This is a genomic window from Candidatus Kinetoplastibacterium blastocrithidii (ex Strigomonas culicis) (assembly GCF_000319245.1).
Classification (GTDB): domain Bacteria; phylum Pseudomonadota; class Gammaproteobacteria; order Burkholderiales; family Burkholderiaceae_B; genus Kinetoplastidibacterium; species Kinetoplastidibacterium blastocrithidiae.
The window spans coordinates 526,671-542,096 of sequence record NC_019814.1 but is presented as its reverse complement, the minus strand read 5'-3'; the positions used below and the strand labels follow the sequence as shown (position 1 = coordinate 542,096).

Here is a 15,426-nt window from a genome sequence, read left to right as displayed (position 1 = left end):
TATTAAGAAATGAAAATAATCAAATCAAATTTAGAAAATATTTCAGAAATACCTGATATACAAGATTTAGTAGATACTAGATCTATTCCTATTAGTAGGGTAGGTATACATAACGTGCGATTTCCTATAAGTATTCTAGATAAGAATAATAGTACTCAAAACACTGTTGCTAATTGGACTATGACGGTTTCTTTACCTGCTAATAAAAAAGGAACGCATATGTCTCGTTTCTTAGTTTTATTGGAAAAATTTAAAAATAGGTCTATGGATTTATCCATCTTCTCCGAAATGAACAAAGATATGTTATGCCTGCTAAATTCAGAAAATGGTGATATTTCTGCTTCTTTCCCTTTCTTTTTAGAGAAAAAAGCACCTGTTTCTAATGTCGCTAGTTTAATGAGCTATGATGCCCAAGTAAATATTCGTACTTATAATAATAAAACTGAATTTGAGATAGTAGTAATTGTGCCAGTCACAAGCTTATGTCCTTGCTCGAAAGCTATATCCGAATATGGAGCGCATAATCAAAGATCTAATATTACATTATCTATAACTTCTAGTAAAATAATGGAAATATATATTGAGGATATTATTAGCTTAGTAGAAAAAGAAGCATCTTGTGAACTTTGGAGTATATTGAAACGTCCTGATGAAAAATATGTTACGGAGTATGCATATAATAATCCAAAATTTGTAGAAGATTTAGTACGTGATATAGCATTTCGCATAAATAATATTTTTCCTAATATAAACAAATATCGTGTAGAAGCAGAAAATTTTGAATCTATACATAATCATTCTGCATATGCAGTAATAGAAAAAACATTCAAAAACTAGGCAAATATATAAATTATATATATAATTGTAGGGTTGTGTCTGTTTTTTTATTTTCCTGCCAGACTAATTATTTAGCTGGCTTTTTTAGTTTGATTTTCATTCTTTAAAAAATCTGTCTAAATTATCCATTAGGAGTTACTTATGCGTAATTATGAAGTTGTTTTTATTGTACATCCGGATCAAAGCGAACAGGTTCCTGTTATGCTTAAAAGATATCAATCACTTATAATAGATCATGGTGGTTCAATACATCGCACTGAGGACTGGGGACGTCGTACATTGGCTTATCCAATACAAAAACTAGTTAAAGCTCATTATATATGCATTAATATAGAGTGTGACCATAGTACTTTAGCTGAACTAGAGAATTCATTTCGCTACAATGATGCTGTATTGAGGTATTTGCTTATCAAGACTAAAAAACCTTATATAAATCCTTCTATTATGATGAAAACTGTTGAAAAAGAAGTAATATCTAAGGATTCTTCAGAAAGTTCTGATAACATAGAAGATGAATAGTTTTATCATATAGAATGAATAATTTAGAGATTGATGTAACCATTATAGAGAATAAAGGTTTACGTTATACTAGGGCTGGAATTCCTGTATTGGAAATGCTTCTAGAAAATTATTCAAAAGTTATAGAGTCAGGTCTTGAGAGAAAAATTAGGTTTCAAATATTATCTGTTGCTATGGGGAAAATAACTGATAACCTAATAGATATGCCTATGGACTATAAATTTAGAGCCAAGGGTTTTATAGCTTCGGCTTATAGAGGCTCTGCATTGTTAAAATTTCATTTGCAAGAAATTATAATACATAAACAAAATATACTGGATATACAGCAGCATTTATATTTTTAGTATTAGCACAAGATAAATTCTTTATTATCAATAAATGTTTTAGTGAATGATAGTAATTTTTATAAAAATATAAGGTGTAAGAAATGGCATTCTTTGGGAATACAAAAGAAAAACGTAAGTTTGTACAACAAAATCCTTTATTTAAGCGTCGTAAATTCTGTAGATTTACTGCAGCTAAAGTTGATGAGATCGACTATAAAGATACAGATACTCTAAAGGATTTTATACAAGAAAATGGAAAAATAATTCCATCTCGTCTTACAGGAACTAGAGCTATTTATCAACGTCAATTAAGTTTAGCTATTAAACGAGCTCGTTTTCTGGCATTGCTTCCTTATACAGATAACCATAACTAATTAAGCGAGTTGAATAACATGGAAGTAATTTTATTAGATAAAGTTTCCAATTTAGGAAATTTAGGTGATGTTGTTCGTGTTAAAAATGGTTATGCTAGAAATTTTTTAATACCGAACAAAATAGCTAAAAGAGCTACTAAAGAAACTATAAAAGAATTTGAGAACAAAAGATCAGAATTAGAAAAAAGTCAATTAAAGAAATTAAATGATGCTAAAGAACTAGCAGACAAATTAGATGGGTTTGTAATAAAAATATCTCAGAAAGCTAGTGTTGATGGTAAGTTATTTGGATCTGTTAGTAATATAGATATATTACATAATTTAAAAAAATCAGGATTTTCTTCTATAGAAAAGTCACAAATTTATTTATCAGATAATCATATAAAAACTATTGGTGAGTTCGTAGCTAGGATAAAACTACATTCTGATGTGGAAAAGGAAATTTCAATAATAGTTATAAGGGAAGAGTTATAGATAATAAAGGAGTCAGTTTTTACTGGCTCCTTTATTATCTTTTTTCTTAATATTTAATAGAGATGCTATTAAATCAGATAATTATATGTTAAAAACATTAAATTTATATTTATTGTTTTATTTATTTCAGTAATTTGAAGTGCTGTTAGAAATTTTATATTAATTAAAATGGTGCTTATATTGCTCACATAAAAATGACTACTAGCGATAATAAATTAGACTATTTGAGAACACCCCCAAATTCCATTGAAGCAGAACAATCTGTACTAGGTGGACTGCTGATCGATAATAGCACATGGGATAAAATAAGTGGAATAATAACATCTGATGATTTTTATAGACATGAACATCGTCTCATATGGAAACATATAGACAGCTTAATAAATCTAGATAGGCCGGCCGATGTAATTACTGTAAATGATTCTATATCGAATTCTGGAAAAACTGATGATGTTGGTGGAATAAGCTATCTAAATGCCCTAGCGCATAATACTCCATCAGCAGCTAACATAACAAGATATGCTGAAATAGTCCGTGAACGCTCTATTCTGAGAAAATTAGTTGCTATATCTGATGAAATTTCAGAAATAGCTCTAAATCCAAAAGGTAAAGAAGCAAGACAAATATTAGATGAAGCTGAAGCTAAAGTCTTTAAGATCGCACAGGATAAATCATCTAATTCTACAGGTTTCCAAGAAATTCAACCTTTACTAGCTCAAGTAGTAGAAAGAATTGATGATCTTTATCATAGAGAAGGTGATACCGATATAACAGGTGTTCCTACTGGATTTATAGATTTGGACAAAATTACTTCTGGATTGCAACCTGGAGATTTGATTGTTGTTGCTGGTAGGCCATCTATGGGGAAAACAGCTTTCTCTATGAATATAGGTGAATATGTAGCTATAGAACACGGTCTTCCTGTAGCTATTTTTTCTATGGAGATGGGTGCTTCTCAACTTGCAATGAGAATGCTTGGATCTATAAGCAAAGTTGATCAACATAAGATGCGCACTGGAAAATTATCAGAGGAAGATTGGCCTAAGATTACAGATGCAATTCAAGCGATGCAAGATATTCAATTATATATAGATGAAACCCCAGCATTAAATGTAATAGAGGTTAAAGCTAAAACAAGAAGACTGTCTAGGCAATGTGGTCAATTAGGACTGATAATAATAGATTATATGCAGTTAATGTCTGGTAGTGGGGAAGAGAATAGAGCTACAGAAATTTCTGAAATTAGTAGGTCATTAAAAAGTCTTGCAAAAGAACTTGATTGTCCGTTGATAGCATTATCCCAACTAAATCGAAGTTTAGAACAGAGGCAAAATAAACGACCAGTTATGAGTGATCTAAGAGAATCTGGAGCAATAGAACAAGACGCCGACCTAATATTATTCATATATAGAGATGAGTTTTATAATCAAGATTCTCAAGAAAAAGGAACAGCTGAAATAATTATAGGCAAACAAAGAAATGGACCAATAGGAACTGTTAAGCTTACTTTCCAGGGTAATACAACTAGATTTTTGAATTATGCTAGTAGCATATAATTGATTAAATTTTGTGGTTAAATTTTTTAGTCATGTTTATTGCTGAAACTAAAGACGAATGATTTGCTTTATTTTTCCATGCAATATCAAAGGCAGTTCCATGATCAACACTTGTCCTAATAAAAGGCAACCCTACAGTAACATTAACTCCATGATCAATACCTAAGTATTTTATAGGAATTAATCCTTGGTCGTGGTACTGAGCTATCACCATATCAAATTTTCCTAATCTAGCCATCATAAATATAGTATCGCCAGGTAAAGGTCCAGAAAGATATATTCCCTCATTATGAGCTATTTTAATAGCTGGCTTTATAATAGTTATCTCTTCTTTTCCAAGTATTCCATTCTCACCAGCATGAGGGTTGAGTCCAGCAACTGCAATATGCGGATTAACTATACCCATCATCCTGCAAGCTTTGTATGCTAATCTGATAGTATCTAGTTCTTTTCCTATAGTAATAGTATTAGTAATATTTGCTATTGGTATATGTATAGTAACTAACATCACTTTGATCAAATCATTTATCATTAGCATTGCATATTTTTTTGTATTTGTTAATTTCGCCAATATCTCAGTATGCCCTGGAAATTTAATACCAGCTTCAAACAGTGATTCCTTATTTAATGGTGACGTAACTATAGAACCTATCTTCTTGTCCATTGCATCTTTTACAGCACTTTCAATATATGCGTAAGAATGATAGCCGGCTGTGTCACTGACAGTACCAGCTTGAAAGTTTTTGTTGTCAATATTATTACAACAATTTAGAACATATAAGCATTTTTTTTCAAAGGATATTTTTTCTATATCATTGGAATCTATGGAAATTATGTTTACATTTTGATTAAGCATTTCTGATGCTTTAGATAGAATAAATTTGTCCCCATAAACTATACAACGCTTTAAATGATTGCTTAGGTAAGCCTTAATTATAATCTCTGGACCTATGCCGAAAGGGTCCCCCATCGTAATACCAATCGGTAAATTATACATAATTGATTTTAATATCTATATTTTAAAATATTTATCTAAGATTAATATCATCCATAAAATTAAAAACATCATGAACATGATTATTTACTTTCACAGATCTCCATTCTTTAATGATAAAACCATTTTTGTTTATTATAAAAGTCGACCTATCTATTCCCATAAAAATTTTACCATACATCTTTTTCTCCTTAAGTACATTATATAAATTACATATGATCCCATCTTTATCTGAAATTAGAGGAAAAGTTAGTTTGAGTTTATTGCTAAAATTATTATGTGATTTAATAGAATCCCTAGATATACCAAAAATTAGAGTATCTTTATTTAAAAAATTTTGATAATAATTTTGAAAATCTATATTTTCTTTTGTGCATCCTGAAGTGTTATCTCTCGGATAAAAAAATAGAACTATGTTTTTTTTATTTCTATAATCTTCTAATTTTACAATATCATTAGTACTCATGGCCTCAAAAATAGGAGCCATTTTTTTTATATAATCCATAGGCGTCTTAATCTCTAATTATTAACGCTATTAAAACTTGTTTGTCTTGCATTAACAGGGCATTATAAGTATATACAGCGGATTGTGTCTTCATTATCTCAATACCTATATTAATATTAGATCTATTCTTATTTATATAATGATCTCTGCTAACAGATTTATTGCCAATACCTATCAATATAAATTCTATATGTTTTTGTGATTCTTCCTGATTTTGGAAGGATTTAAATATTTCAAGGAGCATCATGCCATCTGTATCTTGTATATTTATCATATCTAATTTTAGTATTTTACTATTATTGCTAAATAAAACATTATCAGTATACAAAATACCATTAATTTTTATAGAACCTTCTTTATAAGAATTTATAACATTATTTGATGTGTAATCTTCAGAATATAACTTCAATCATATTTCCTTTAAAATCCTATAACAATAATATTTATATATTTATCATGGTATTATAAATATTATTTTAAAAATACATAATAGCAAAAACTAATTAAAAGCAACTATATATTTAAAAATACAATTTCTATTGATGGTTATTGTATGTTTTATTAAAGGATAGGTATATTAAATGAATTCTGTTAAAGTTGGCCTGCTTGGTATGGGTGTTGTGGGCAGCGGCACATGGAGTGTTTTGGAGCGAAATGCAAAAGAAATATCACGTCGTGCTGGTAGTAATATAGAAATAACTAAAATTGCTTCACTAAATATTGAACACGCTCAGTCTTTGGTGAATGGTAAAGCAATAATAACCAAAGATGCATATGATATAATAAAGGATCCAAATATAGATATAGTTATTGAATTGATTGGAGGAGATGGAATAGCTTTGGATTTGGTTATGGATGCTATTGCTAATGGTAAACATATTGTGACAGCCAATAAAGCTCTATTAGCCAAGCATGGAAATAAGGTTTTTGCGAAAGCATCAGAAAATGGAGTAATGGTTGCTTTTGAAGCAGCTGTAGCAGGAGGGATACCTATAGTTAAATCTATAAGAGAAGGTCTAACAGCTAATCGCATAGAATTTGTTGCAGGTATCATAAATGGCACAACAAATTTCATTTTATCAAAAATGAGGTCTAGTGGTTTGCCTTTTAAGGATGTTCTAAAACAAGCACAAGAACTAGGATATGCTGAAGCTGATCCAACATTTGATATTGAAGGTGTAGATGCAGCTCATAAATTAACATTACTGGCATCTCTAGCTTTTGGAATACCAATACAATTTGAAAAGGCATACATAGAGGGTATTTCTGATTTATCTTCAGAAGATATAATTCATGCAGAAAGACTAGGATACCGTATAAAATTATTAGCAATTACAAAACATAGAGCTGATGGTATAGAGCTAAGAGTTCATCCTGCACTTATTCCTTCTGGATGTTTGTTATCTAATGTAGAAGGAGCTATGAATGCAGTACTTGTAAAAGGTGATGCTGTTGGCACGACATTATACTATGGTCAAGGTGCAGGAGGAGAGCCTACTGCTTCTGCAGTAGTTGCTGATTTAGTTGATATTACAAGGTTGCATACAGCTGATCCTGAAAATAGAGTACCGCATCTAGCTTTTCAGCCTAAGTCATTATGCAATATACCTATATTGCCAATTGAGATGGTATCTACCTCTTATTATTTACGTATGAGAGTTAAGGATAGACCAGGAGTATTAGCAGAGATATCTAAAATATTATCAGATCTTAATATATCTATTGGATCGATGATACAACAATGCTCAAATAATGAAAATGAAGCTGATATTATATTCATAACACATGCTTCTATTGAAAAAAATATAAATATCTCTATAAAGAAAATAGAATCTTTGGAGTTTATCTGTTCCAAAGTTATTCGTATAAGGATAGAAGATATCAGTTAATCAAAATGATAAACACCTACTTAGATTTAGTCTTTAGTAGGTGTTTAAGTAGCAGTCTAATAATCTATTAACCTCGTTACTAGATCCCAGTATTACACTAGCGCGTTGATGTAATTCATTTGGAAGGATTTCTAAAATCCTCTTGTTTCCATCTGAGGCAATTCCTCCTGCTTGTTCTACTATAAAACTCATAGGGTTTGCTTCATACATAAGCCTTAGTTTACCAGGGATGTTAGGATTTCTAGAGTCCCATGGGTATAAAAAAATGCCCCCTCTAGTTATAATTCTATGCACATCAGCAACCATTGATCCTGTCCATCTCATATTATAGTTTTTAGATAAAGGCCCATCAGAACCTCTTAGACAATCTTGCACATAGTTGTATATAAATTTGTCCCAATATCTTGAATTAGATGAGTTTATAGAAAACTCATTTGTATCTTTTGGCATTTTCATGGATTCATTAGTAAGAACTAATCTTTTTTCTTCTTTATCTAGGATAAAACTATGTACTCCATTACCTAAAGAAATTACAAAACTAGTTTGAGGACCATATATAGCATAACCTGCAGCTATTTGATTTATACCTGGTTGTAGAAAATCATTGCTAATTAATTCTTTGCTATTCTTAATTTTCCTATGAACTTTCAATATAGAAAATATTGTTCCAACAGAAATATTTACATCTATATTTGAAGAGCCATCCAATGGATCAAATAGTAACAAATAATCACCAGTTTTATAGTTATCTGGTATCTTGTAAAAACAGTCCATTTCTTCTGAGACTAGACCAGCAAGACTTCCTATGAAATTATTTTCATTTATAATAATATTGTTAGCTATGATGTCTAATTTTGCCTGCACTTCGCCTTGAATATTTATATTCTCAGATTTTCCGAGCACATTATTCAAATCTCCTTTATCTAATAAATTACTAATTTTTTGACAGGATTTTGCTATATTTTGTATCAAATTAGACAACTGAGCATCATTTCTTAATGATGTGTATTTTTCTGATAAGAATTCTAGCAACAAATTATTATTCAATTAAGTCTCCTTATTTAATTGTTAATGATTTTTCAACTATTTCAAAAACATTCCTAGAAATATCATTTCTATTATAAATCTTTAAGAAAGAGTTCAGGGCTTTATTTTTTAGAGTAGGTATTAAACGTGACCAATTATCTAGAATACGAACCAAACTAGACGATAACTCCTGATTTAAACAATCAAGAGTTATAACTTGCTCTGCCCAAAAATCGTATCCTGAGCCATCATTATTATGCATCCCTCTTGAATTGCTTGCGCAAAATTGAAATATTAAAGAACGAACTCTATTTGGATTCTTAAATGTGAAATATTTATTATTCATGAGTTCTTTAATATCATTCAAGTTCTTTTTTCTAGATGATGCCTGAATTGAAAACCATTTATCCATTACAATGTGATTTTTATGCCATTTATTATAAAAAAAAGATAAAGCCTTATTAGAAATATTAAAATTTCCAAAATTTACAATACTAGATAACAATGCAATACAGTTCGTCATATTTTTAGATCTATAAAAATCTTCTTCAAAAATATCACACATATTCGATGTTCCACTAGCCATTATATATTTTATAGCTAAATTTTTTAACATTCTCTTGTGATATAAATCTATAGAATATGATTCATCATAATCTTGGTTCTCTACAAATGTGTTTATCCAGAGGGGCAGAAGTTGTTCACCTATTTTACTAATTAGGAAATCATGAGCCATAGCTATATAGCACGGATTAATTACCTGTAAACGTTCCGAAATCATTTTTTCATTTGGAATTGTTAAGATTTTTGCTTTATATCCACAATATAAATTTTTATTAATTAAAATTTCATTATATACACTGATAAAGTTATTATTAATTTGTAAATCTAATCCCAAATGCATCTGATCTAATATATTTAATATCTGAGTCATAGCTAATTCTTGAACAGCTTCCCATTTTGCAAAATAATCATTATCGTGCAAGGATAAAACCTCAAGATCATTATCATGATATTTATATTTTACTTTTACGGGTGCTGAGAAATTCCTTAGCAGCGATAGAATAGGGAAATCAGTTATTTCTTTAAAAATCCATTTTTGTTTTTCTTGAAAAAATTCTAAAGTGATAGTTTCATTTATTATAGATAAATTTTCTTCATCAGAAATAACCTTATATGCATTACCATTTTTATCGAATAAAGCAATAGAAAATGGTATAAAAAATGGTTCCTTTTCTTTATTTTCTTCTTTTTCAATTCCTACCTTATCGCAATATTGAGATAAATTTATTGAACAAGATTTTGTTTTGTGATCGTAATCTATTTCTACCACTACAGTAGGTGTTCCTGCCTGAGTATACCAATTCTTAAATTTTTTAAAATAATCATTACGGTTCTTTCCGCAATATATTGATTCTACTATATTGATAAAATCATCACATGTCACTGCATGACCATCATATAACTGGAAATATTTATTTATTGCTAAACTAAATTTTTCAGAACCCAACAGGCCACATTGCATCCTTATTATCTCAGCTCCTTTTTCATATATAGTTGAAGTATAAAAATTACTAATTTCTTTATATTGTTCTGGGCGAACAGGGTGAGCCATCGGGCCTGAATCTTCAGGAAACTGATTTGATCTCAAATACACGACATCTTCTATACGTTTTATAGCGCGAGCGCTATTAGAAATATCACCATTTAAATTTTCAGATATCATGTCAGAAACAAACTCTTGCTCCCTAAATACAGTCAATCCCTCCTTAAGACTAAGTTGAAACCAATCTCTACAAGTAACTCTATTTCCAGTCCAGTTATGAAAATATTCATGAGCAACAATTGCTTCTATATTTTTATAATCAGAATCTGTTGATGTTTCATAACTTGAAATAATACAAGAAGAATTAAATATATTTAATCCCTTATTTTCCATCGCTCCCATATTAAAATCACGAACAGCCACTAACATGAATCTATCAAGATCTAGTTCAAGATTGTATTTTTTCTCATCCCATTTAATAGCATTTATTAGTGATTGCATAGCCCATTCTGTGTAGTAAATTGGTTCTTCACTATATATCTGCAAGTTAACATTTCGGTTACTAATAGTTTTAATCTCAGTTTCTCTGATATTAAAATTACCAACTACTAATGCAAACAAGTAGCTAGGCTTAGGAAATGGATCTATCCATTTAGCCTCAGTCCTATTACAATCAATACTTTTCTTATATTTTAAATTGCCATTTGATAGTAATGTCGAGTATTTTTTATCAGCTTTTAATGTAACTGTATACTTTGACATCACATCTGGTCGATCAGCAAACCAAGTTATTCTACGGAAGCCCTCTGGTTCACACTGAGTAAAGAAATTATCGTTCGATAAGTATAATCCCATCATTGAAAAATTTTTATCAGGAAAACACTCATTAGTAATTTCAATAAATGATTTACTTGGTATTTCTTTAATTATTAATGCATTTCCTTTAATAGAGTATTGACTATCATCAATATCAATATTATTAATTGATATATTTAACAGTTTTATTCCTTCTCCATATAAGATTATATCAGTGCAATCGGCAAAATCTGATTTGCGCTCTACATACATCTTGTTTGTAACTTTAGTAACTTTAATACTAAGATCAAACTGTAAATCTATATGTTTTATAAAATATGGGTATGGTTTATAATCTTTCAAATTGATTGTATTAAATGATCTATTGTTATTCATTTCTTAAATATAAATTAATGTTATTGTAATTATCTTAGCTATGAGTCTTCTCTCAAACTTTATTTATTAATTTTGTTATATATTTTTCTATTATTTTATAATTTATTTTTGATGATAAAATTATGATTTATTTTGTTTTTATTTCATAATATCCACATAATTTGTAAATATCACGATAAACACACAACAAAATCACTATAATGGTCTTGTGTATAATTTTTATAACAACATCTACTATTTAACAGGCTCTTAAATTTTAACATGAATACAAGTATCTCCAATGACTCATTAAATATAGCAAAGTCTAAATTATTAGAACCATGGAATATAACAGAAAATATAATTTCTAATGCAATTAATAGCATGATGACTAAGAATGTTGATTATGCAGATATGTATTTTCAACATTCATCTCAAGAAAGTTGGAGTTTGGAAGAAGGTATAGTAAAGAATGGTAATTTTTCTATAAGTAATGGGGTTGGGATACGAGCTTTGAGTGGTGAAAGAACTGCATTTGCTTATTCAGATTCTCTATCTTATGACGACATAATAAATTCAGCAAAAACAGTACGGACAATAACTAATTCTGGAACAAATGGCTCAAGAATTTATGTTAAACCCTCGAAAATACAAGAAGTTAACAATCTTTATAGTAACTATAGCCCCATGGATAGCATGGAAACAGGCCAAAAGATCTTTTTATTAGAAAAAATCGAAAGAATAGCTAGAAAATTAAGCCCAAATGTTTCTCAAGTAATGGCAAGTTTATCCTCTGAGAGAGATATAGTAGTGATAGCTGGTAGTGATGGTCGTTTTATTTCTGATGTAAGACCATTAGTACGTGTTTCAATTACAGTAATAGCAGAAAGTAAAGGAAGAAGAGAAATAGGCAGATCTGGCGGTGGAGCGAGGACAGATCTTTTGTATTTTTCTGATGAGATATTAACAAGTTATGTAAAACAAGCTGTTAATGAGGCTTTAATAAACTTAGAGGCTACTTCAGCTCCTGCTGGCGAAATGACTGTAGTTCTAGGTAATGGATGGCCTGGGATATTATTACATGAAGCCGTAGGTCATGGATTAGAAGGAGACTTTAACAGAAAAGGATCGAGTATATTTTCTGGACGATTAGGAGATAAAGTAGCCTCTAAGGATGTAACAGTAATAGATGATGGCACGATTCCAAATCGCAGAGGATCTCTTAACATAGATGATGAAGGAAATATAACAAAGAAAAATATCTTAATTGAGAATGGTGTCCTAAAAGGATACATGCATGACATAATGAATTCTAATTTAATGGGGGTTCTGCCAACTGGAAATGGTCGTCGTGAGTCATTCGCTCACATTCCATTGCCAAGAATGACAAATACTTATATGCTCGGAGGCATGAGTGATCCAAAAGAAATAATCTCATCTGTAAAAAAAGGTTTATATGCTGTTAATTTTGCTGGAGGACAAGTTGATATAACTAGTGGCAAATTTGTTTTTTCAGCATCTGAAGCCTATATTATAGAGAATGGCAAGATAATTAATCCTGTTAAAGGAGCAACCATTATAGGAAATGGCCCTGATGTTATGCAACAAATATCCATGATCGGTAATGACTTAGCACTAGACTCAGGGGTTGGTGTTTGCGGCAAAGACGGACAAAGTATTCCGGTTGGTGTTGGCATGCCAACTGTTCGTATAGAGAAACTGACTGTAGGAGGAACAGGCTAAAACATAAAATATAATTTAACTTTCTAAAGAATTTGCTCATGTGTTAAAATTGACAAAGATAATATTAAAACAATGTATTTATACCATGGAGTAATATAGTGTCGCATAATACAGATGATATTCGTATACGTGAAATTAAAGAATTAAATCCTCCAGCAACTGTAATGAGAGAATTGGAGTGCACTAAAGAAGCATCAGCAGTAGTACATTCAGCAAGAGAATCAATTCATAAAATCTTGCATGGCATGGATGATAGATTAATAGTAGTGGTAGGTCCTTGTTCTATACATGATGAAATATCTGCTTTAGATTACGCTAAAAGGTTAAATGAAGTTAGAAGAGAATTAAAAAAAGAATTAGAAATTGTCATGCGAGTATATTTTGAAAAACCTCGCACTACTGTTGGATGGAAAGGCTTAATAAACGATCCAGATTTAGATGATAGTTTTAATATCAATAAAGGTATACGTATAGCCAGAAGATTATTGCTATCGATAAACGGTTTTGGTTTGCCTGCTGGCTCTGAATATCTAGACATGATAACTCCTCAATATATAGCTGATTTGGTTTCTTGGGGTGCTATTGGCGCAAGAACCACTGAAAGCCAATCTCATCGAGAATTGGCTTCCGGTTTGTCGTGCCCTGTTGGTTTTAAAAATGGTACGGATGGTAATATAAAAATTGCGATTGATGCAATAAAAACTGCCTCTCAACCTCATCATTTTTTATCTGTGACCAAAGGTGGTCATTCAGCAATAATATCCACGGAAGGCAATGAAAATTGCCACATTATTCTAAGGGGCGGTAAAAAACCTAACTATGATGCTGAAAGCATTCAGATTTCATGTGAAGAACTTGGTAGAGCTGGTATTGCTCCTAGAATCATGGTTGATGCTAGTCATTCTAATAGCAATAAGAATCATAATAATCAACCGATAGTAATAGAAAATATATCTGAGCAATTGGAAACTGGTGATTCAAGAATAATAGGTGTAATGATAGAAAGTTTTATAGAGTCTGGAAGGCAAGATCTAAACAATTCACAGGATTTAATTTACGGCAAAAGTGTTACAGATGCTTGTATTGATTGGGAAACAACAATTAAGATTCTGGAACGTCTATCTAAAGCTGTAAAAAACCGTAGGCAGGTATTGTCTCATGAACAAGATTAATCTAGTTTTTTTTATATAAATACTGTTTATAGGTTCTAATGCAATTATCCCATTTATATTCCATTAGAACCATATTGGAATAATATTATGCCGCAACTATAAAAATAATTTATGAAAAATAGTATTGATATGTGTCTTTCAAATAAAGAAAGTGGCAATAAAAATAAATTAGTTGTAGTTGGCATGTCTGGCGGGGTTGATTCTTCCGTAGCGGCTTGGATTCTCAAACAAAATGGTTATAAAGTTGTTGGTTTATTCATGAAGAATTGGGAAGATCATGAATCTTCTGATTGCACATATAAAAATGATTTAATAGATGCTGCAAGCGTAGCTGATAAAATAGGAATAGATTTTGAGTATGCAAATTTTTCTAGAGAATATAAAGATAAGGTTTTCTCTATTTTCTTAAAAGAATATTCATTAGGTAGAACTCCAAATCCGGATATATTATGCAACTCAGAAATAAAATTTCGAGTTTTTTTGGATTATTGTTTACAACTTGGAGCCAATTATATAGCTACTGGTCATTATGCTCGCATAAAAAAAATAGATTCCAAATATCATTTGCTGAAAGCTGTAGATTTAAAAAAAGATCAAAGTTATTTCTTATACAGACTAAATCAAGAGCAATTATCTAGATCGATATTTCCATTGGGGTGTATACAGAAAACAGAAGTTAGAGAAATAGCTAGGGAAATAGGGCTCCATAATTTTGACAAGAAAGATTCTACAGGTATATGTTTTATTGGAGAAAAATTCTTCTCAGGATTTTTAGAAAAATTTATTCCAATTAAAAAAGGAGCTATTCTAACCCTCGATGGTAAAGAAATAGGAGTCCATAAAGGAGTTCATTTTTACACATTAGGTCAAAGAAAAGGTCTTGGAATAGGAGGTATAAAAGACTATAATCCCTCCTCTAATATTTTTGAGAATGCTGCCTGGTATGTAGCACGTAAGGATTTAAAAAATAATATACTCTACGTGGTTAGAGGCAAGAATCATCAATTATTAAATTCAAATAGATTACAAGCTGCTAATATACACTGGATAAATGAATTAATGCCAACAAAAAAAAATAATTTGTATCATGCTAAAACTAGATACAGACAAATAGACTCAGAATGTAAGCTGTTAAATTTAAATGACAACGAAATAGAAATAGAGTTTAAAGAAAAACAGTGGGCTATAACGCCAGGCCAGTCAGTTGTGATTTATGATAATGATATTTGTATGGGAGGAGGGATAATTTACTAATTTCCAGCAATATTTACTATAAATAATAATAATTTAATAAA

At 30.4% G+C, this 15,426-nt stretch carries 15 protein-coding genes; 10 read left to right on the top strand and 5 right to left on the bottom strand.

Annotation, left to right across the window (positions count from 1 at the left end; translation table 11 throughout):
- Positions 1-18 precede the first annotated feature (18 nt).
- The 6 genes from folE2 (at position 19) to CKBE_RS02655 (ending at position 4,086) form a co-directional block, all read left to right on the top strand.
- Positions 19-837, top strand: a complete 819-nt coding sequence (folE2, locus tag CKBE_RS02680; RefSeq protein WP_407712409.1) for a GTP cyclohydrolase FolE2 — start codon at positions 19-21, stop codon at positions 835-837.
- 141 nt (positions 838-978) lie between these two features.
- Positions 979-1,356: a 30S ribosomal protein S6 gene (gene rpsF / locus CKBE_RS02675; protein WP_015238051.1), complete on the top strand. Its 378-nt coding sequence runs from the start codon at positions 979-981 to the stop codon at positions 1,354-1,356.
- Between the two features lie 14 nt (positions 1,357-1,370).
- The gene (locus tag CKBE_RS02670; RefSeq protein WP_015238050.1) at positions 1,371-1,700 is read left to right on the top strand and encodes a primosomal replication protein N; all 330 of its coding nucleotides are present in this window, start codon (positions 1,371-1,373) and stop codon (positions 1,698-1,700) included.
- Positions 1,701-1,783: 83 nt separating this feature from the next.
- Positions 1,784-2,056, top strand: coding sequence for a 30S ribosomal protein S18 (rpsR, locus tag CKBE_RS02665; protein WP_015238049.1), 273 nt, complete (start codon positions 1,784-1,786; stop codon positions 2,054-2,056).
- An 18-nt stretch (positions 2,057-2,074) separates the two neighbouring features.
- The gene (rplI, locus tag CKBE_RS02660) at positions 2,075-2,530 is read left to right on the top strand and encodes a 50S ribosomal protein L9 (protein ID WP_015238048.1); all 456 of its coding nucleotides are present in this window, start codon (positions 2,075-2,077) and stop codon (positions 2,528-2,530) included.
- A gap of 194 nt (positions 2,531-2,724) precedes the next feature.
- On the top strand, positions 2,725-4,086 hold the full coding sequence (locus CKBE_RS02655) for a replicative DNA helicase (RefSeq protein ID WP_015238047.1): 1,362 nt from the start codon (positions 2,725-2,727) through the stop codon (positions 4,084-4,086).
- 4 nt (positions 4,087-4,090) lie between these two features.
- Here CKBE_RS02655 and pdxA read toward each other — a convergent pair whose 3' ends face one another.
- From pdxA to CKBE_RS02640, 3 genes are read right to left on the bottom strand one after another with little or no spacing between them, the layout of a single operon-like run.
- Entirely contained in the window at positions 4,091-5,083 is a 993-nt protein-coding gene (gene pdxA / locus CKBE_RS02650) for a 4-hydroxythreonine-4-phosphate dehydrogenase PdxA (protein ID WP_015390024.1), read from the bottom strand.
- A gap of 31 nt (positions 5,084-5,114) precedes the next feature.
- Positions 5,115-5,585: a peroxiredoxin gene (locus tag CKBE_RS02645; RefSeq protein WP_015238045.1), complete on the bottom strand. Its 471-nt coding sequence runs from the start codon at positions 5,583-5,585 to the stop codon at positions 5,115-5,117.
- A gap of 7 nt (positions 5,586-5,592) precedes the next feature.
- Entirely contained in the window at positions 5,593-5,994 is a 402-nt protein-coding gene (locus tag CKBE_RS02640; RefSeq protein WP_015238044.1) for an Mth938-like domain-containing protein, read from the bottom strand.
- Between the two features lie 172 nt (positions 5,995-6,166).
- On the opposite strand from CKBE_RS02640, the gene CKBE_RS02635 reads away from it, so the two are divergent.
- Positions 6,167-7,474 carry a homoserine dehydrogenase gene (locus CKBE_RS02635; RefSeq protein WP_015238043.1) on the top strand — a complete coding sequence of 436 codons (1,308 nt, stop codon included), beginning with the start codon at positions 6,167-6,169 and terminating at the stop codon, positions 7,472-7,474.
- 33 nt (positions 7,475-7,507) lie between these two features.
- On the opposite strand, the gene CKBE_RS02630 is transcribed toward CKBE_RS02635, so the two are convergent.
- Together CKBE_RS02630 and pepN are read right to left on the bottom strand one after the other, a co-directional pair.
- Positions 7,508-8,521 carry a class 1 fructose-bisphosphatase gene (locus tag CKBE_RS02630; protein ID WP_015238042.1) on the bottom strand — a complete coding sequence of 338 codons (1,014 nt, stop codon included), beginning with the start codon at positions 8,519-8,521 and terminating at the stop codon, positions 7,508-7,510.
- A 10-nt stretch (positions 8,522-8,531) separates the two neighbouring features.
- The gene (gene pepN / locus CKBE_RS02625; RefSeq protein WP_015390022.1) at positions 8,532-11,237 is read right to left on the bottom strand and encodes an aminopeptidase N; all 2,706 of its coding nucleotides are present in this window, start codon (positions 11,235-11,237) and stop codon (positions 8,532-8,534) included.
- Between the two features lie 261 nt (positions 11,238-11,498).
- Here pepN and tldD point away from each other — a divergent pair, with 261 nt between their 5' ends.
- The 3 genes from tldD (at position 11,499) to mnmA (ending at position 15,385) form a co-directional block, all read left to right on the top strand.
- Positions 11,499-12,959: a metalloprotease TldD gene (gene tldD / locus CKBE_RS02620; protein WP_015238040.1), complete on the top strand. Its 1,461-nt coding sequence runs from the start codon at positions 11,499-11,501 to the stop codon at positions 12,957-12,959.
- A gap of 98 nt (positions 12,960-13,057) precedes the next feature.
- Positions 13,058-14,131, top strand: a complete 1,074-nt coding sequence (locus CKBE_RS02615; RefSeq protein ID WP_015238039.1) for a 3-deoxy-7-phosphoheptulonate synthase — start codon at positions 13,058-13,060, stop codon at positions 14,129-14,131.
- A gap of 111 nt (positions 14,132-14,242) precedes the next feature.
- Positions 14,243-15,385, top strand: a complete 1,143-nt coding sequence (gene mnmA / locus CKBE_RS02610) for a tRNA 2-thiouridine(34) synthase MnmA (RefSeq protein WP_015238038.1) — start codon at positions 14,243-14,245, stop codon at positions 15,383-15,385.
- Positions 15,386-15,426 lie beyond the last annotated feature (41 nt).